The organism is Reichenbachiella sp., assembly GCF_965233835.1.
Classification (GTDB): Bacteria; Bacteroidota; Bacteroidia; order Cytophagales; family Cyclobacteriaceae; genus Reichenbachiella.
In genome coordinates, this window is sequence record NZ_OZ247585.1 from 4770737 (window position 1) to 4789044 (window position 18308).

Sequence of the window (18308 nt, forward strand, 5' to 3'; positions counted from 1 at the left end):
CACAAAATTACGATTACAAACACAGGGCGTTGACCCTTAAAAATATATAAAATGGCTTTTGGTTTTTTTAAGAAAAAAAAGAAGAAGGAAAATACTGATTCAAGATACATCAACTTGACAGTAAAGGAAGTGGTTAAGGAAACCAATGACGCGGTTACTTTGGTATTCGAACAGCCTGAAAATGGTGATCTTAGCTATCAACCTGGTCAATTCATCACTTTGATTCTGACCATTAACGGAAAAAAAGTGAGAAGAGCTTACTCATTGTGCAGCGCACCATCTCTTGGAGAACTGCCAGCGGTAACGGTAAAAGCTGTAGATGGTGGCATCATGTCCAATTATATCAATACCGAAGTAAAAACGGGGGATGTAATTCAAATCATGGAACCTATGGGTTCATTCGTTTTGGATATCGCTCCTTCTAACAAAAAACAAGTATTCCTTTTTGGGGGAGGTAGTGGAGTTACACCATTGATGTCTATTGCTAAGTCATTGCTGAAAAATGAAACAGAAAGTAGAGTTTCGCTTGTATATGCCAATCGGGATATTGATTCAATCATTTTCAAAAGTGTTATAGAATCTCTTCAGGAAGAATACAAGGAAAGATTGGATGTTGTTCATTTTTTAGAAACTCCTCCTGCTGAATGGTCGGGACATGTGGGGTACATGACTAAAGAAAAGATCTCTGAAATTATTACTGAATTGAAAGGTGAGGAGTATTCAGATTTCTCTTTCATGACCTGTGGACCAGAGCCTCTGATGAACATTGTATGGGAAACACTGGAAGAACTTAAAATACCAGAAGACAAAAAATTTAAGGAGAGCTTCGTTGCTGGCAATACTTCTCCTAGTGCCATCATCGCTGATGCCAACGGAGCCAAAGAAGTAACCATCTTATTAGAAGGTGAGGAATACACCTACGAAGTACCTGCGAATAAAACCATCCTCGAAGCTGGCTTGGATCGCAACATAGATATGCCTTACTCCTGTCAAAGTGGGCTCTGCACAGCCTGTAGAGGTAAGTGCCTGCAAGGAACCATCAAAATGGACGAAGACGACGGACTGTCTGATGAGGAAAAATCAGAAGGATACGTGCTTCTTTGTGTTGGTCACCCAGAAAGTGATGATGTAAAAGTGGAAATCGGTTAAGAACCAGTATTTAAGTTAGAGAGCTCTACTTCTGCTGCGATGTAACCAAAGGCCATCCAATAAGGACTGTCCATAATTTGGTTAAAAATGCCCACAGCACGTTCAGCATCACCATTATAATAGTACCAGTTGCCAACTCCATAGCCTAGAGTAATATCATCGATGGATACATCTTTGTCAGCTTTCACATCAAACAACTGCTCTGGCTCTTTTAAGCCCTTATACAATAGGAGTCTATTGTGATATGCGTAATTTTCAATCACATTCATTTTGGCTTTTATGGGTTCTAACAAAGCTTGAGCAGCCTCAGTATTGCCCAACTTTCTATAAGTCATAAATAACCAGTCCGTTGCTGACACAAGCATATCATCATTATCTGCGATTGAAATGCACTTTTTATAAGCAGATACAGATTTGTCATAGTTTCCTTTCATGTAATAAGCCAACCCCAAATGATACCAAATATTGAATTGAACAGAATTTCTTGGAATGTTTCTTCTATTAGGCAACCCATCAGCTTCCATTTCAATTGGGACATTCCTTGAATAAAAAACGGCCCGTTCTAAATCTTGAATTGCCTTATCAAACTGTCTAATGGACAGATACCGATGTCCTCTGTGTCTATATAGCTTGTAGGACTCGGGAAACTTATTCAAGCCTAAAGTGTAAATCTGAATGGCATATTTATACTGATAGAGGTAAGACAGCCTTCTTCCGTACCAAATGATATCATCAAGACTATCAGGGTTGTTACTAAAATTCTCTTCCGCTGTAACTAATAGCGCTTGCCGCTTCTTCTCAACGCTTTCTGGAAGATCCGGTGGATACAGCTTTTGACCAAGGAGTGAAACCGTCTCATGCTCTGTTTCTTCTACTACCTCGGCTCCCAAATTCGACACATCAGATACAATAGATTTTTTGACCTGTGTATCTTTTGTGTTTTCTATTTGAATACAACTACCCAAACAGCATAGTAATAGAACAATACCTATGATTTTTTGCTTCACCGTTTTAATCACTTAACATTCTTGAAATAATACAAACAAAACCAACAAGAATTCTATACTTGTCCAGTTCGATTATTTCACAATCAAATCTAACCTAACAATCTTATAATGCTAAAAATAACATTATGGATTTGACTAATTGAAAAAAATTAATTTCTTATTTCTTCAATTAATCCTCTTCTTTTAAAACAACTCAAAACAATTATTCCATCATTAAACCAAATAATTTATTGAACTTATAAAGGTTCACACCTTCTATGATGTTAAAATCAAGCAAACAGAATATTAACGGCATATAATTTTTTCTATCTTTAGATGTATAGCCTGTGCAACATTAATTCTACAGAGAACAAAGACTTAACTATTTAAATCAACTAACACTAAATCAATAATGAGTGAATCAATTGTAAATTTTTTATCTACATGGGGAACGGCCATGTATATTCTTTCACCAGTCTTTCTTGGTATTGGAATTATCATATTTACCTATTACAAAATAAAGCTTGCAAGTACCAAAACATTCAAGGACAAGTACGACTTGGTGAGTAAAAAAGAATATGGTTTTTTGCTAAGCGCACACTTTTCTATAGCTGCTGCTATATTTTTCATCTGCAATACCTATGAAGCCGAAGGCCTGAATCATTCTTTCTTATGGTTTTGGATTCGATTATTCATCTCTTTATGTATCGGTGTACTTTATGGATATGTGGCTTTACTTATGCTAAAATTTTATTACCCGACTCAACAAGCCAAGAGGCTAAAAGTTTATAGGTACGAACCCAGAGTGAATCCCAAAACAGGTAACACCATGAAGCTGTTGAGCGAAGAGGAAGAAGATGCTTATTTGGATGAAGGCATGCAAGCTGAAGAAGATGTATTTTCTGTAGACTATGATGTTTGGATTGATGTGGAAACCGGCGATACCCATATTGAAAAATACGAAGGCCGACTGCATGCTATGGAGTGTGATCGCTGTGGGTTCCAAACTTTGAGGCTCGAAAAAGAAGAGATCACTCAAGAAGTTACTGAAAACCAAGAAGGTGAATTAATTAAGCATTACAAATGCTCCTACTGCAAGCGCATTAAAAGAAGAACCGTAAAACTTTCAAAACAAAAATCAGCCAGCGACTTCAAACTGACGGAAACAACTCAGTTTGTAGAAGATCCGCTGAACGACGGTCCCAGAGTAGTACTTGTAAAAGTAGATATACACACATCCGGCGGTGAGATCAAAAATTTTGAATTTCAAAATGTGAATGAAGCGCAAAAGTTCCTGAAGGAATTTGACTTGAGTAAATTAGAGGAAGATGTCGTTTAGTTTGTTTTAAAATCATGATACTCCAATACGGACTTATTTTCTTGCTAATGCTCTTATGGGCGTGCGACGACGAAGATTCTTTACTTCCTCAAAAGCATGAATCGCAACAAGCCACTACTCTAACTCCATTTGTAGCAGAACCAGGAAAACAGGTAGCATTTCTAAATCAATCTACTGCTGCCCCATTTGGGTTTTATTTATATACACCTGATGTATATGATAGTACGGCGTCTGAAATATACCCATTACTTATTCATTTGCATGGAGGAGGTGCGCGAGGCAATAGTGCAACTAACCCTGAAGTACTAAAACAATTATTATATGATGGACCTCCGCATTTGATTGATAAAGGGCTGTGGGCACCCTCTCAACCGATATTAGTTGCGTCACCCCAATCTTCCACGCCCTGGGATACCGATCTCCTTCACGAGTTTATTGGTTATCTCATCGACAAACTGCAAATTGATACCAAGCGTATTTATATGACAGGCTTTAGCATGGGAGCTAATGGTTGCTTCAATTACATTGGAGACAAAGCAGAAGCTAGTTATGCGGTTGCAATAGTTCCAATTGCAGGATGGGGAAATCAGTCGGATGCCGATAAGTTCAAAAATATCGGTGTATGGGCATTTCACGGCAAAGCGGATGCCATAATTTCTCACACCTCGTCAATTCAAATGATTAATGCAATCAATTCAGCCAATCCTTCTACTGAAGCTAAACTTTCAATATACCCACATGTTGGACACAATTCTTGGGCTAGGACATATAATGGAAGTGGGCAAGGCACAACCGACCCAGCATACGATCCATTTGATGAAAGTATCTATGATTGGCTCTATTCATTTGAAAAGCCATAAACCAAAGGTGCACTATTTGAAAACAAGAAAAGCCATCCCGTCCTCGATAACTATCGGGACAGGATGGCTTTTTTATATTCTAAACAGACTAATTAAGCCTTCGCGTCAGGAGTAACTACTGATACGAAAGATCTGTTTTGTCTTCCTTTTTTGAACTCAACTACACCGTCGGTCAATGCGAACAAAGTGTGGTCTTTTCCCATTCCAACATTTTCTCCTGGATGGTGTTGCGTTCCTCTTTGTCTTACGATGATATTTCCAGCAACAATGTCTTGTCCACCAAATATCTTCACACCCAATCGTTTACTATGGGATTCTCTTCCGTTTTTCGAACTACCTGCTCCTTTCTTATGTGCCATGGTATTATATTATTTAATATTTTCGATTAAAACTTTAGTTAATGACTGTCTGTGGCCATTTTTCACCTTGTATCCTTTTCTTCTCTTTTTCTTGAAGACAAGTACTTTGTCATCTTTCTCCTGAGCAAGGATTTTTCCTGAAACCTTAGCGCCCTTCACTGTTGGGGCACCTACTTTGACCTTACCATTGTTGTCAATCAACAATACACGGTCAAACTCTACGGAAGCGCCAGCTTCACCCTCCAAACGAGGAGTGTAAACATACTGATCTTGCGTTACTTTGAACTGCTTACCGGCTATATCAACTATTGCGTACATAATTTGTAATAAATCCAGTTTTAAAAATTGGTTTGCAAAAGTAAAATTTATCTAAGAGAAATCAAACCCTTTCAATAGCATTTTAGTCGATATAAAAAAATAAAAAAAAATTCATCTTTTTTGCATCCCCGATTCAAGCGCAAATGAATAGAAGTTATGGTTTAAAATCAAGGCTTTCAACACGCTATATTTCAATCATTTAAATGTTTTTTTTATCGCGTCAAGAATCATGTTTTGAGGGCCATTTCGGCCTTGTCTTTTTACCTTCTTTTTTTCATATTTGTACTGCTTGTTCAAAGGACTCGACACACTAACGAACAAGTAATCCAATAGAGAAATGAACACCACCGTCCTACCTCGTGTAGGACACGAAAAAGGCGAATAATGACTGGCTTCAGTATCATTAGTCACGACTATTATTTGTCCTTTTCAAAAAGAAATGAAGTAAAGAAAAATGGCAAAAGACATCTCACAGGACGAACCTATACTTAGAGAGAATAAGGACAGGTTTGTACTATTTCCCATCGAAAAAGATGACATCTGGCAATTCTATAAAAAGGCGGAAGCAAGCTTTTGGACTGCTGAAGAAATTGATCTCAGTCAAGACCTAAAAGATTGGGAGAACTTAAATGACGGCGAGCGTCATTTTATTACTCATGTATTAGCCTTCTTTGCTGCGAGTGATGGCATAGTAAATGAAAACCTAGCAGAGAACTTCGTTGCAGAGGTTCAATACACAGAAGCTAAATTCTTCTACGGCTTCCAAATTGCCATCGAAAACATTCACTCAGAAACCTATTCCTTATTGATTGATACTTATGTAAAGGACAATAAAGAGAAAGATAAATTATTCCACGCGGTAGAAACAATTCCATGCGTTAAAAAGAAAGCAGACTGGGCTTTGAGATGGATCGACAATGGATCTTTTGCCGAAAGACTGATTGCATTCGCTGCAGTAGAGGGAATCTTCTTCTCAGGCAGCTTCTGCTCTATCTTCTGGTTGAAGAAGCGAGGCTTGATGCCAGGACTTACCTTCTCTAACGAATTAATTTCAAGAGACGAAGGCCTGCACTGTGATTTTGCATGTTTATTATATAACGATCACTTAGTGAATAAGCTCTCTACAGAGACAGTGGAGAAGATCATTATAGACGCAGTAGAAATAGAAAAAGAATTTGTAACAGACGCTATTCCAGTGAAGCTGATTGGAATGAATGCAGAGTTGATGTGTCAGTATATTGAGTTTGTAGCTGATAGACTATTGCTTGAGCTTGGCTGCTCTAAGCAATATAATGCGACAAACCCATTTGACTTTATGGAAATGATTTCCCTGCAAGGGAAAACCAACTTCTTTGAAAAGAGAGTAGCTGAGTATCAAAAGGCGGGAGTCATGAAAGATGCAAATGACGACTCAGTTAAATTTAGTTTAGACGAAGATTTTTAAAATATTATATACGTATATATCCCTAATACTTATAACCTGTTTGCCTTATGTTAGTACTTAAAAGAGACGGAAGGAGAGAATCCGTCAAATTCGACAAAGTCACCGCCAGAATAGAAAAACTCTGCTACGGACTAAATACCAACTTCATTGAGCCAGTCGATATCGCCAAAAAGGTGATTTCTGGAATTTATGATGGAGTAACTACTGTAGAGTTGGACAACCTTGCTGCTGAAACTGCTGCTTCGTTGACCACTGTTCACCCTGACTTTGCTAAACTCGCAGCTAGAATTGCTATTTCTAACCTGCACAAGACAACGAGTAAGTCTTTCTCTAACACGATGAAAAGGCTTTACACATACATCGATCCAAAGACAGGAGAGAATGCTTCGCTCCTAGCCACTGATGTATATGGTATTATCAAGAAAAATGCGGCGCTACTAGATTCTTCTATCATTTATGACAGAGACTTTAGCTACGATTACTTCGGGTTCAAAACCTTGGAGCGTTCGTATTTGATGAAATTGGATGGGCAAATTGTGGAAAGACCACAACACATGTTGATGCGTGTGGCTATTGGTATTCACAAAGAAGACATTGAGGCAGCAATCGAAACGTACAACCTACTCTCAGAAAAATGGTTTACGCATGCAACTCCAACACTATTTAACGCAGGGACTCCAAAACCACAGTTATCTTCATGTTTCCTTCTGACTATGAAGGATGATAGTATCGATGGGATATACGATACATTGAAGCAAACAGCTAAAATCTCTCAATCAGCTGGCGGTATTGGACTAAGCATCCACAATGTAAGAGCTACAGGATCTTACATCAAAGGAACTAACGGCGTATCAAATGGTATCGTACCGATGTTGAGAAACTTCGATATGACTGCTCGATATGTAGATCAGGGCGGTGGAAAAAGAAAAGGTAGCTTTGCTATCTATCTTGAGCCTTGGCATGCGGATATCTTCGAATTCCTTGATTTGAAAAAGAATCATGGTAAGGAAGAAATGAGAGCAAGAGACTTGTTCTATGCACTATGGGTGCCTGACTTATTCATGAAACGAGTAAAAGAAAACGGCGACTGGACATTAATGTGTCCAAACGAATGTCCGGGATTGGCTGATGCCTACGGAGACGAATTCGAGAAGCTGTACGAAAGATACGAATCTGAAGGAAAAGGCAGAAAAACTATCAAGGCACAAGACTTGTGGTTTGAAGTGCTCGAATCTCAGATAGAAACTGGCACACCTTACATGCTTTTCAAGGATTCGGCCAACAAGAAATCGAATCAGAAAAACTTAGGTACGATTAAGTCATCCAACTTATGTACGGAAATCATGGAGTACACTTCTCCTGATGAAGTAGCAGTTTGTAACTTGGCTTCTATTGCCTTGCCAATGTACATTACAGAAGATGGCATGTTCGATCACCAAAAGCTTTACGATATCACTTATGTGATCACAAAGAACTTGAATAAAGTAATTGATGTCAATTACTACCCAGTTCCGGAGGCTAAAAACTCGAACATGAGACACCGTCCTATCGGTATCGGAGTTCAGGGATTGGCAGATACTTTCATTCAAATGAAAATGCCCTTTGACTCACCGGAAGCCAGACAGTTGAACAGTGAAATTTTTGAGACTATCTATTTCGCTTCGATGACTGCTTCAAAAGATATAGCTAAAGTTGATGGTGCTTATGAGACGTTCAAAGGATCTCCGGTATCAAAAGGTATCTTCCAATATGACATGTGGAATGTTACTCCTTCCGAAAGATGGGATTGGACAAGCCTGAAGAAAGAAGTGAAAAAACATGGCGTAAGAAATTCATTGCTTTTGGCTCCAATGCCAACTGCTTCTACTTCTCAGATCTTGGGCAACAACGAATGCTTCGAACCATACACTTCTAACATCTATACCAGAAGAGTACTTTCAGGTGAGTTCATCGTGGTAAACAAGCACTTGATGAACGATTTGATTGCTTTGAACCTTTGGGATGACAGCATGAAAAATAGAATCATGACTGCAAATGGATCTATCCAAAACATTCCTGAGATTCCGCAAAACATTAAAGATCTCTACAAAACAGTTTGGGAAATTTCTCAAAAGTCGATCATCGACATGTCAGCGGACAGAGGCGCTTACATCTGCCAAAGCCAGAGCTTAAACATCCACTTGCAAGAGCCTAACTTCGGTAAGATGACCTCGATGCACTTCTACGCATGGGAGAAAGGATTGAAAACTGGCATGTACTACTTGAGAACTAAAGCCGCTGCTGATGCGATCAAGTTTACCGTATCGAAAGAGGAAAACACAAACTTCATTCCTGCTAACGACAAAGAAGGTGAAGCTAACTCACAATTCGAGTGCGTAGGATGCGGTAGTTGATCGAATAAAAAACAACTAATCAAAAGCCTTTCTGAAATTGATCAGAAAGGCTTTTTTTATTTGTTATAAAAAGTCTCTAATCGATCATTTTCAATTTGAAGCGTTTCTTGGGCAACATGCCTCAAATCAGGAGCTGGAATGCCATTTTCAAACCGTGTCTTACTCGAGAAGATCCTAGCCTCATCCCACAATCCCTGATCTATGATTGATTGAAGCAAATGTGCTCCCCCTTCCACAAATACAGATTGGATGCCACGCTGTCTCATATCAAAGAAGATGTCGTCGAGCAGCTTCTCATTTCTAACTTTCACCCACTCCAAATTCTCGTCTTTTCCTTCTTTTTTAAGATTGTAACAAATGGTGGGAATCTCCTGATCAAATAAATGCAAATTCTGGCTCAGGACTAAGTTTTTATCAATAACCAACCTGATAGGGTCATCTCCTTCCCAATCTCTTACATTTAATTTAGGATTATCATGTTTGGCCGTATTGGTGCCAACCCATATGGCATCCTCCTCAGCACGCCATTTGTGCACCAGTTTTCTTGATTGCTCCCCGCTAATCCATTTAGAATCGTAGTTTTCTCTGGCGACAAAGCCATCAGCTGTTTGGGCCCATTTCAGTATTACATAAGGCCTTTGTTTTTCCACTTTTGTGAAAAACCGTTTGTTGAGTTTTCTTCCCTCTTCGGAAAGCACACCTACTTCTACTTGAATCCCTGCCTCCATCAACTTAGCAATTCCTCCACCATTCACCAATGGAAAACTATCCTGATTACAAATGACAACTCGCTTAATTTGATGCTTGATAAGCAAATCTGCACATGGTGGCGTTTTTCCAAAATGGGCACAAGGCTCCAACGTAACGTATGCAGTTGATTCCTTCAGCAGCCTTTTATTTTTAACCTTGTTGATCGCATTGACCTCTGCATGAGCCTCTCCATATCTTTCATGCCAACCTTCTCCTATTATGGCATCATCATGTACAATTACACAGCCTACCATGGGGTTTGGGCTCACTGCGCCCAGCCCCTGTTCGGCTAATTCCAATGCTCGCTGCATGTATATCTCGTCTTGCGATTTACTCATTCTTATCTGGTATTAAAATTTCAAAATTAGTCATGAAGCAGGCTTCCTTTCTCTAATTAAGCACGACCAAATTTACACCGTTTAATTATTTTTGTTTGATGGAGGAATACTTTCCTAAACACACTTTTCAAAACACTATTACTCTTCTCAATCCGATATTTGGACTTCAGGAAAGTCAGGCTTTGTCATATATCATTTTAGAAAAAATATTCAATATTTCGAAGACCAGTATCATCGTGAATGATCCGTATTATCCTGATGCTCTTCAACTAAAAAACTTTGAGTTAATCGTTCAAAGATTACTCAAAAATGAACCTATCCAACATATTTTTAAGGAAGCAGAATTTTACGGCAATACTTTTTACGTCGACAAAAATGTTTTAATTCCTCGTCAGGAAACAGAGTTACTTATCCAAATCATCGGTAATTACAAGAACTGGGAAAAACCTAAAATGGCTGATATAGGAACTGGCTCAGGCTGTATTGCCTGCTCACTAGCGTTATCCATAGAAGGTTCTCAAATTGTAGGGTATGATATCAGTCCGGAAGCCCTCCAAATAGCTCAGCACAATGCTTCGAAGCTAAATGCGAATGCCGTTTTCTCTCCACTTGATATTCTCGAAGATGAAATTCCACATAAAGAATTGGATTTGATAGTAAGCAACCCGCCGTATGTGATGGACCAGGAAAAGCAGCAAATGAAAAAGAATGTATTGGACTTTGAGCCTGCTCTGGCACTATTTGTTCCAGACGAAAACCCTTTGATTTTTTATAAGACCATTATAGAGAAAGCCAAAAAAGCACTAAAAAGAGGTGGCGTTCTGTTTTTCGAAATCAATGAGCAATTTGGTAAGGAAACGCTATTGCTCTTTCAACACCACAGCTATAATGAACCAAAGATTTACAAAGACTTGCATGGCAAGCAAAGATTTGCCTCAGCGATTTGGGAATAATCCATTTCTTATTTCATCCACCTTTTCAACAAAAGACAAATACATACTTTTTACTTCTTCATCGGATGAAAGCAAACGAGTTAATTGGAACCTTTTCCATTTTCTAATGAACCCATTGAGAGAAACTAAACTGATGAAAGAGACTCCTATACTCAACACAGCAACTGGCCATTGAGAAGTATAATCATAAGCCCAGCCCGATAAGTGCCACCACCAAATGCAGAACCCTAGTAGGGAAAATCCAAATTTTAGAGAAGCCACAAATTCAGCTTCTTTTACCCTAGTTTTCACAAAAAGATACACAGGTAATAGCACCGGAAGATTGACTAACAATCCAATCAACGCCAAAGGAGCCAAAAGCAACATCGCTAATTTTTCACCCGGGGTTACTGGCCTAAATGGAAAGGACATTCCCTTCTCTTCCAGATCATTTTTTTGCTCAGCAATTTCATGAATATCATCAGTTTTGCCAGATAGTTTTCGAGCAGCTTCATTGATTCTCTCCGGATTGATCAATTCATGGGCTTTTTGATCATGGAAGAAAATCGCATCCAGTCCAACATATTCCTTTCTATCCAATGAGACGTGCACCTGACTCAAAGCTTCGGCAAATTGGGCTGTTAGCTTATTATAATTTTCTGCATTTTCCTCTTGCTTCTTTACTATAATGGGTTTTCCAAAAACGATATGGACAGTAGACCTAAACCCTAAGTGGTCCGAATAATTAACACCCACAGGCACAACTGATACCTCCTGAGCTCCTCCTTCAAAATTTACAGCACCCAGAGCAATTCGACTAATTCCTTTTTTTAGCACTCTTCTATGCCTTCTCAAATTATGCTCCCCTTCCGGAAAAAGCATAACCGCATACTTCTTGGCTAATGCTTCAAAACAAGCTTTAAAAATCTGCTTGTTGGCTTCCAATGGATTAACGCCATCTTGTGCTCTATACACTGGCATCAGGTTCAAAGAATTGAAAAACGCTTTGGCTATGGGGTTATTGAACACTCCAGCTCGTACTAAGTAGTGATCAAACCTTGTGTTACTTGTAGTGATCAGTAGGGCATCAATGAAAGCATTTTCATGATTAGAGCCAAAGATGATTGGCGTGTTTTTAGGAATGTTTTCTAAACCAGTTACTTTCACCTTGCTGTAATACAGACGTAAACCGATTCTTACAATAAACCAAAAAGAATAATACCAGAGATACTTAATTACAATCATTTAATCTATGTGATTGACATAGTGCTCCCACTTCGCGATCACCTCCTGGAGATCTTGGGGCAACTCAGAGTCGAATTGAACAAATTTATTGGTGGTCGGGTGGACGAATCCTAATGACTTCGCATGCAGGGCTTGTCTTGGAATAATTTTAAAACAGTTTTCAACAAACTGCTTGTATTTACTAAATGTAGTGCCCTTTAATATTTTATCTCCTCCATAAGTAACATCATTAAAAAGTGGATGACCTATGTGCTTCATGTGGGCACGAATCTGATGCGTTCGGCCTGTTTCCAAATTACATTTAATCAAAGATACATATCGTAGTCTTTTGATGACTTCATAGTGTGTAATGGCCTTTCGCCCATGGTCATTTTCAGGAAAAGCGGCCGTTACTCTTCGGTCTTTTAAACTTCTACCCAAGTTAACATCAATGGTACCCTTGTCTTCTACAGGTTCTCCCCAAACCAAGGAGTAATAGGTTCTTTCAATACTATGGTCAAAAAACTGTTTAGCCAGACTGGTCATGGCTTTTTCACTTTTTGCGATAACCAAAAGACCTGAAGTATCCTTGTCTATGCGATGAACAAGGCCTGGTCTACCATCATTGTTCGGCATGGTGGGCAAATTCTTAAAGTGATAAGCTAAAGCATTCACTAAAGTTCCAGACCAATTTTGATAAGCTGGGTGTACCACCATCCCTGGCTCTTTGTTTACCACAAGCAAATCATCATCTTCAAATATGATATTGATATCAATATCTTCTGGAACGATATCCGTATCCTTAGGAGGTTCCGGTAAGGCTACAACTATCACGTCTCCTGGGTGCACTTTGTAGTTTGGTTTGATTTCTTTGTCATTGACTTTGATAAAACCATCCTTTATACCGGCTTGTAGTTTATTTCGGGTCACATTCGGCAAACGATCCATTAGAAATTTATCCAATCGCAAAATTTCTTGCCCTGGATCGGCTACTATTCTATGATGTTCGTATAAATCTTCTTCTAATGATTCCTCTTGCATAGTCGGCAAAGGTAAGTATTAGTTTTAGATATTTTGATTATCTTAAAGCAGCAAAGGCAGCAACATTAAAATGTAATTCAAATGACAAATCAATCAGATTTCGCCAAACTTCTCCTTAAGACAGTTTTCTCATTTATGACCTGTGATGGTCATATTTCTCCAAAAGAGGTTGAATTTCTTAAGCAATTAGCCAAAGAGAAGGTTGATCTTACCGGTATCGATATTGACCAGGAACTCAATCAGATGATAGAGCTTATCAACCTAAAAGGTTTGGACTTTTTTGATGACTACTTCAAAAAATTGAACAATTCCACTTTGACTGAAGAACAAGAATTGCTGCTTCTTGAATCTGCTATCCAGACAATCACCGCAGATGACAAAGTGAAAAGAGAGGAAATCAATTTTCTTAAAATTCTTAGAACAGCCCTAAAATCCCCAGATCAAAAAATTCTGGACAAATTTCCAAAAATAGGAAAGAACTTTATCCATAAAGATGCTTTCACTGATATCTACATCAAGGAACTCTATAGCAACTACTTCAAAGAAAGCACACTTCCAATGTTTGACTTGTCGCAGGTCAATGATATTTCTGATTCAGTAGATTTTGGAGATAAGGACGCATAGTAAGCTTCCTATCCAGCATACTTATCAATGGAGCGATGGAAAAGAAAGCCCTCTCTGTGCATGCAAAATACACGATCGGTGGAGTCTTATTTGGACTTTCCTTTCCTGTATTTTCTCAGTTTATAGATGCGTGGTTAAATAATATAGACTTTTCATTATCTAATATTTTGCTACTCCATCAGCAGAATGTTATTCACTATGTAGTCGATACGGCTCCATTGGTATTAGGAGTTGCTGGATACCTGTTGGGTGCTACACACCAAAAAAAGAACAATATCAATAGTCGCCTTAGAAAGATAAATGAATCTCTGGATACACTTACCTATAAAATAACCCATGACCTAAGAGGCCCAGCACTCAATATTAAAAATCTTTCTGAAATCTTGAGAACAAGCCAACTGCCTGAAGATAAGAAGACTGAAATCATGAGCAGAATTCACGGATCCATAGATACGTGGCTTCTTACTTTCGAAGACTTTATGACTCTTTTGAAACATGAAAAGTCTGGTGAGCTGGAGAAAAAGGAATGTGATCTCGAGCAAATAGTAAACAATGTGAGACAAGAACTGGCCAATGAAATTGAAAAATCTGAGGCCAAAATAAACGCAATATTTCTCGAGGCACCTCAGGTCTACGGCTCTGAAGCATATATCAACAGTATTTTGAAAAACCTGATGTCCAACGCCATAAAATATGCGCACCCTGATCGAGCCCCTGAGGTAAACATTACTTCAAAACAGAATCTCGATCAAGTCGAAATAACTTTCGAGGATAATGGTTCTGGTATTGATTTAGAGATTCATGGGGACAAAATGTTCACTCTATTTGAGCGATTTAGTGATAATTCTAAAGTTCAAGGGTCAGGAATTGGGCTTTACCTAGTAAAAGAACAAATTGAAAAAAATAATGGTAACATAGAAGTTAAAAGTATTCCTAACGAAGGCACTATATTTACTATCCACTTACCGATTACCACTTAATAAATAATGATTGACATCAACGTAATATCGAATATTCTATTAGTAGACGACGATCCTACTTCCCTTTTTCTTCAGCAGCACCTGCTCACCGATGTATGTAATTTCAAGGGGCAAATTCATGAGTGCCATAATGGGAAAATGGCCTTGGATTACATAGAAAATAAAGGAGAGTTTGCTTCCAATGGCACCACCTACCCCAAACCTGAATTGATTCTTTTGGATATCAATATGCCTGTAATGAATGGATTTGAGTTCTTGGATGCCTACAAAGTACTGCCAAAAGATTTGAGAGGTGGAATCGTCATCTCCATGCTAACCAGCTCGCTCAACAAATTGGATAAAGATAAGGCTGAGAAATATCATGATGTATCGGACTTTATCACCAAACCTATCACGAAAGAACACCTTTTGGATATCGTAGAAAAGCACTTTGGTGAACAGATGAAGTCTTAATTAATCCTTATATTTTTCTGGATCGACATAGGCAGTCCTCTTTTGCTCCGATAACTTCTCAAAAGTAGGAATCTCTGCCTTTTCAAAGTAATCATCAAACAGTTGACCAAGATAAGAGTGGCTAAATATGTCACTCTCTATAAACTCGTCTGGTAAATTTGGGTTTAATTCAGTGATTTGCTTGTCTGTTACACTTAGTAATGACCTGAAGATTCTAAAAAATTTAACTTCATTGTAATCCACCTTACCGTCCGCATAGAGTGTATTAACAGCCATATCGACAAGCTTGAGTTCCTGTTCTTGTTTCAGCTGAGCATTTTTTAACACCTTGAAATAATCTTTTAGGAAGCCCATACCCATAGTGTTGATTACCTCGATCAGGAAGTCCAACTCAGTATCAATATCAATATCGCCAAAAGCATGATCCTCTTCAGCCATTTTTCTGATCAATGCTACTTCGTTAGGTGCAATATGACCATCACAGGTCATAAAAGAGAAGGCTGTTTTCAATAAAATTTTATTGAAGTCATATATGTTATTCTGGCTATCTCTTAGTGCCTGATTGCTTACCCAATCACCTATTCCTTCAATGTTATCTTGAATTCGTTTCTGGATCTGGGTATCCGTAGAAATTTCCTTGGCACTATTTAGAATTTCTAATGAGCTGGCTTCAGAAAAATCTGAGTTATCCTTCATCGCCTTGAAATAATCAATGCCACATTGCAACACCTCGGCGGCCAACAAATTAGCAATAGACTGGTATCGGACATCCTCCGCTCCAATCATATCCTTTAGTTCATCCAGGTCTTTTTTAGATTTGAACAGAAGTTCGGTACCTAACTCATAGGCATTTAATCTGTTTTTTCTTCGCTCACTTTTGGTGTGCTCTATTTGAGATTCAATCGATCTGGTCAGTGTCTCAGCCATATAAGAATTACAATGCGTTTAAAACTCGGTTAGTTTGCTGGTTTTCCAATCTCCAAAAGACTCATTTGAATTGGTTCTACAAATTAATAAAAAATATCATCCGTTGTTCATTCAAATACTGCCTTTCCTTAATGCATATTACATTTGAGTCATGTTTGAATTAGATAGCCCTACACCTCTAGAGCAAATCCACCTGCCTATTTTTTCTGAGAAAAAAGTGGATGTCTTCATAAAGCGAGAGGACCTAATTGATACCCAAATTTCGGGTAACAAATGGCGCAAACTCAAATACAATCTTTTAGAAGCTAATTCTCAAGGATATGGTACGATACTTACATTCGGCGGGGCCTATTCTAATCACATTGCTGCCACTGCCGCTGCCTGTAGAAGATTCGGCTTTAAGTCTATTGGGATCATTAGGGGGGACGAATTAAATGCCAATTCAAATACCACCCTACAGCAAGCAGCCACCAACGGGATGGATCTTCAATTTATATCTAGAAAGACCTATCAGAATCGAAATGATGAAACCTGGGTGCGGGCATTAGGGGAAAAGTATCAAGCCTTTGTTATTCCAGAAGGAGGAACTAATCCCTTAGCTCTAAAAGGTGTACAAGAACTGATCGATGAAATTACTGATGACTTTGATGCAATCCTGTGTCCAGTAGGTACAGGAGGCACTTTGTCCGGAATTATTAATGGTCTCCAAGGCCATCAACGAGCCATAGGAATTAGTAGTCTAAAAGGTGAATCATACCTAAACGATATGATTTCTGAATTGTCTACAATTGATTCATCTTGGGAGCTCATTCATGACTACCACTTTGGGGGTTATGCTAAGTTCGATAGTCATCTTATTAAATTTATAAATCAGTTCTACCTTGAGACTCAAATTCCTTTGGATCCTATCTATACCGGAAAAATGATGTATGGGCTAATAGATTTGTTGAAAAAAGATAAATTCCCCAGTGGCAGCAAGCTTATTTGCGTACACACAGGAGGATTACAAGGTATTGAAGGGTTCAACAACCAACACAACGATTTGCTCAAAACATGAAATGGAAAAAAAACTCAAGGGATTGGTTATTTGTGGTCATTGCATGGATCATTGCTTCGCTATGTATTACTGCGATAGGTATGTTTTTTCAAGACCTCCAGTTTCGGTTTTTAGAAATATTCCCAACCACCGAAAATCAAAAATTCATTGAATATTTCTCTTCTGGGTTTCAGTATGTGGAAGGTGTGCTATTTGGTTTTCTTTTTGGTTCTGTATTTTATTTTGTCTATTGGCTGACTGAGAATACTAGTATCAGAAACAAGTCGTTTGGTCGCATAATGTTTATAAAAACCACGCTTTACCTCATAGGCTTTATCCTTACATTTTTCATTGTATTTGCCGTACTACTTACCTTGGATGTTACGCCGGTCCGTGGAGTAAAAGACATCATTCTGACCTTTTCTAGTTGGACCTTTTACGCTGCTTTTGGTACTTTCCTTACCTTATTCACTATCATCATCAACTTTATTCTAGAGGTCAGTAAAAAGTACGGCCCTGGAAATCTCTGGCATATGTTTATGGGCAAATATCACAAGCCTGTTATTGAACATAGGATTTTCATGTTTCTTGACTTAAAAGACTCTACTGCCTACGCCGAAAAGTTAGGACATATCAGATATTCTAATCTGATACAAAAATGTTTTCTCTATCTGAATGAAATTGTTTTTGATCACAACGCACAGATTTACCAATATGTGGGAGATGAAGCGGTACTGACTTGGGATTCTTCAGATCTTGAAGCCCGTAAGCTAAGCATCGAACTGTTCTTTGCTTTTCAAAAAACACTAGCCTCTAAAGCCGACAAGTTCGAAAAAGAGTTTGGTTTCGTTCCTGAGTTTAAGGCTGGTATCAACGAAGGTGCCGTGACTGCCGCAGAGGTAGGATACATCAAACGAGACATTGCCTATCATGGAGATGTACTCAATACTGGATCCAGGATTCAAGATAAATGTAATGAGCTCGGAAAAAATTTATTGGTCTCTGAGGTTTTCGCTGAACAAATCAAAAATTTAAATCTCTTTAAACAAGAATTGTTGGGTGAGGTAGCCCTAAAAGGAAAAGAAAGGGCAATTAATATCTACGCGGTAGACCAAGCATAAAAAAAGACTCGCCGGCTGCGAGTCTTTTTTACGT

18 protein-coding genes are annotated in these 18308 nt (G+C 38.5%); 11 read left to right on the top strand and 7 right to left on the bottom strand.

The window, feature by feature from the left end:
- Nucleotides 1-51 precede the first annotated feature (51 nt).
- Nucleotides 52-1149, top strand: coding sequence for a 2Fe-2S iron-sulfur cluster-binding protein (locus ACO6S2_RS20240; RefSeq protein WP_422360378.1), 1098 nt, complete (start codon nucleotides 52-54; stop codon nucleotides 1147-1149).
- Here ACO6S2_RS20240 and ACO6S2_RS20245 read toward each other — a convergent pair.
- Nucleotides 1146-2156: a tetratricopeptide repeat protein gene (locus ACO6S2_RS20245; RefSeq protein ID WP_422360379.1), complete on the bottom strand. Its 1011-nt coding sequence runs from the start codon at nucleotides 2154-2156 to the stop codon at nucleotides 1146-1148. The two genes, ACO6S2_RS20240 and ACO6S2_RS20245, sit on opposite strands and share 4 nt — an antisense overlap.
- Before the next feature lie 391 nt (nucleotides 2157-2547).
- On the opposite strand from ACO6S2_RS20245, the gene ACO6S2_RS20250 reads away from it, so the two are divergent.
- A complete protein-coding gene (locus ACO6S2_RS20250; protein ID WP_422360380.1) occupies nucleotides 2548-3474 on the top strand; it encodes a hypothetical protein in 927 nt (308 codons plus the stop codon).
- Nucleotides 3475-3488: 14 nt separating this feature from the next.
- Complete coding sequence (locus tag ACO6S2_RS20255; protein WP_422360381.1) at nucleotides 3489-4334, top strand: dienelactone hydrolase family protein; 846 nt, start codon at nucleotides 3489-3491, stop codon at nucleotides 4332-4334.
- Between the two features lie 92 nt (nucleotides 4335-4426).
- Here ACO6S2_RS20255 and rpmA read toward each other — a convergent pair whose 3' ends face one another.
- Both rpmA and rplU read right to left on the bottom strand, forming a co-directional pair.
- The gene (gene rpmA / locus ACO6S2_RS20260; RefSeq protein ID WP_422360382.1) at nucleotides 4427-4693 is read right to left on the bottom strand and encodes a 50S ribosomal protein L27; all 267 of its coding nucleotides are present in this window, start codon (nucleotides 4691-4693) and stop codon (nucleotides 4427-4429) included.
- A gap of 9 nt (nucleotides 4694-4702) precedes the next feature.
- Complete coding sequence (gene rplU / locus ACO6S2_RS20265; RefSeq protein WP_422360383.1) at nucleotides 4703-5011, bottom strand: 50S ribosomal protein L21; 309 nt, start codon at nucleotides 5009-5011, stop codon at nucleotides 4703-4705.
- Nucleotides 5012-5477: 466 nt separating this feature from the next.
- Here rplU and ACO6S2_RS20270 point away from each other — a divergent pair, with 466 nt between their 5' ends.
- Nucleotides 5478-6455, top strand: a complete 978-nt coding sequence (locus ACO6S2_RS20270) for a ribonucleoside-diphosphate reductase small subunit (protein WP_422362459.1) — start codon at nucleotides 5478-5480, stop codon at nucleotides 6453-6455.
- Between the two features lie 47 nt (nucleotides 6456-6502).
- Entirely contained in the window at nucleotides 6503-8848 is a 2346-nt protein-coding gene (locus ACO6S2_RS20275) for a ribonucleoside-diphosphate reductase subunit alpha (RefSeq protein ID WP_422360384.1), read from the top strand.
- 56 nt (nucleotides 8849-8904) lie between these two features.
- On the opposite strand, the gene ribD is transcribed toward ACO6S2_RS20275, so the two are convergent.
- Nucleotides 8905-9936 carry a bifunctional diaminohydroxyphosphoribosylaminopyrimidine deaminase/5-amino-6-(5-phosphoribosylamino)uracil reductase RibD gene (gene ribD / locus ACO6S2_RS20280; RefSeq protein WP_422360385.1) on the bottom strand — a complete coding sequence of 344 codons (1032 nt, stop codon included), beginning with the start codon at nucleotides 9934-9936 and terminating at the stop codon, nucleotides 8905-8907.
- Nucleotides 9937-10034: 98 nt separating this feature from the next.
- Between ribD and prmC the strand changes: the two genes are divergently transcribed.
- Nucleotides 10035-10889 (top strand): peptide chain release factor N(5)-glutamine methyltransferase, encoded by an 855-nt coding sequence (prmC, locus tag ACO6S2_RS20285; protein ID WP_422360386.1) that lies wholly within the window; start codon nucleotides 10035-10037, stop codon nucleotides 10887-10889.
- Here the strand turns inward: prmC and ACO6S2_RS20290 are convergent.
- Nucleotides 10872-12113 (bottom strand): lysophospholipid acyltransferase family protein, encoded by a 1242-nt coding sequence (locus ACO6S2_RS20290; protein ID WP_422360387.1) that lies wholly within the window; start codon nucleotides 12111-12113, stop codon nucleotides 10872-10874. The genes prmC and ACO6S2_RS20290 overlap by 18 nt on opposite strands.
- On the bottom strand, nucleotides 12114-13133 hold the full coding sequence (locus tag ACO6S2_RS20295; RefSeq protein ID WP_422360388.1) for an RluA family pseudouridine synthase: 1020 nt from the start codon (nucleotides 13131-13133) through the stop codon (nucleotides 12114-12116). It abuts the gene before it with no gap.
- Nucleotides 13134-13214: 81 nt separating this feature from the next.
- On the opposite strand from ACO6S2_RS20295, the gene ACO6S2_RS20300 reads away from it, so the two are divergent.
- Genes ACO6S2_RS20300 through ACO6S2_RS20310 form a run of 3 tightly spaced genes read left to right on the top strand, consistent with a single transcriptional unit; the run spans nucleotide 13215 to nucleotide 15190 of the window.
- Complete coding sequence (locus tag ACO6S2_RS20300; RefSeq protein WP_422360389.1) at nucleotides 13215-13757, top strand: TerB family tellurite resistance protein; 543 nt, start codon at nucleotides 13215-13217, stop codon at nucleotides 13755-13757.
- 35 nt (nucleotides 13758-13792) lie between these two features.
- Nucleotides 13793-14737: a sensor histidine kinase gene (locus ACO6S2_RS20305; RefSeq protein ID WP_422360390.1), complete on the top strand. Its 945-nt coding sequence runs from the start codon at nucleotides 13793-13795 to the stop codon at nucleotides 14735-14737.
- Between the two features lie 6 nt (nucleotides 14738-14743).
- Nucleotides 14744-15190, top strand: a complete 447-nt coding sequence (locus ACO6S2_RS20310) for a response regulator (RefSeq protein ID WP_422360391.1) — start codon at nucleotides 14744-14746, stop codon at nucleotides 15188-15190.
- On the opposite strand, the gene ACO6S2_RS20315 is transcribed toward ACO6S2_RS20310, so the two are convergent.
- Nucleotides 15191-16117, bottom strand: coding sequence for a TerB family tellurite resistance protein (locus ACO6S2_RS20315; RefSeq protein ID WP_422360392.1), 927 nt, complete (start codon nucleotides 16115-16117; stop codon nucleotides 15191-15193). It lies immediately after the preceding gene.
- Nucleotides 16118-16268: 151 nt separating this feature from the next.
- Between ACO6S2_RS20315 and ACO6S2_RS20320 the strand changes: the two genes are divergently transcribed.
- Both ACO6S2_RS20320 and ACO6S2_RS20325 read left to right on the top strand, forming a co-directional pair.
- A complete protein-coding gene (locus ACO6S2_RS20320; RefSeq protein ID WP_422360393.1) occupies nucleotides 16269-17174 on the top strand; it encodes a 1-aminocyclopropane-1-carboxylate deaminase/D-cysteine desulfhydrase in 906 nt (301 codons plus the stop codon).
- Nucleotides 17171-18274, top strand: coding sequence for an adenylate/guanylate cyclase domain-containing protein (locus tag ACO6S2_RS20325; RefSeq protein ID WP_422360394.1), 1104 nt, complete (start codon nucleotides 17171-17173; stop codon nucleotides 18272-18274). Before ACO6S2_RS20320 ends, ACO6S2_RS20325 begins: the two co-directional genes overlap by 4 nt.
- The last annotated feature ends 34 nt before the right edge of the window (nucleotides 18275-18308 follow it).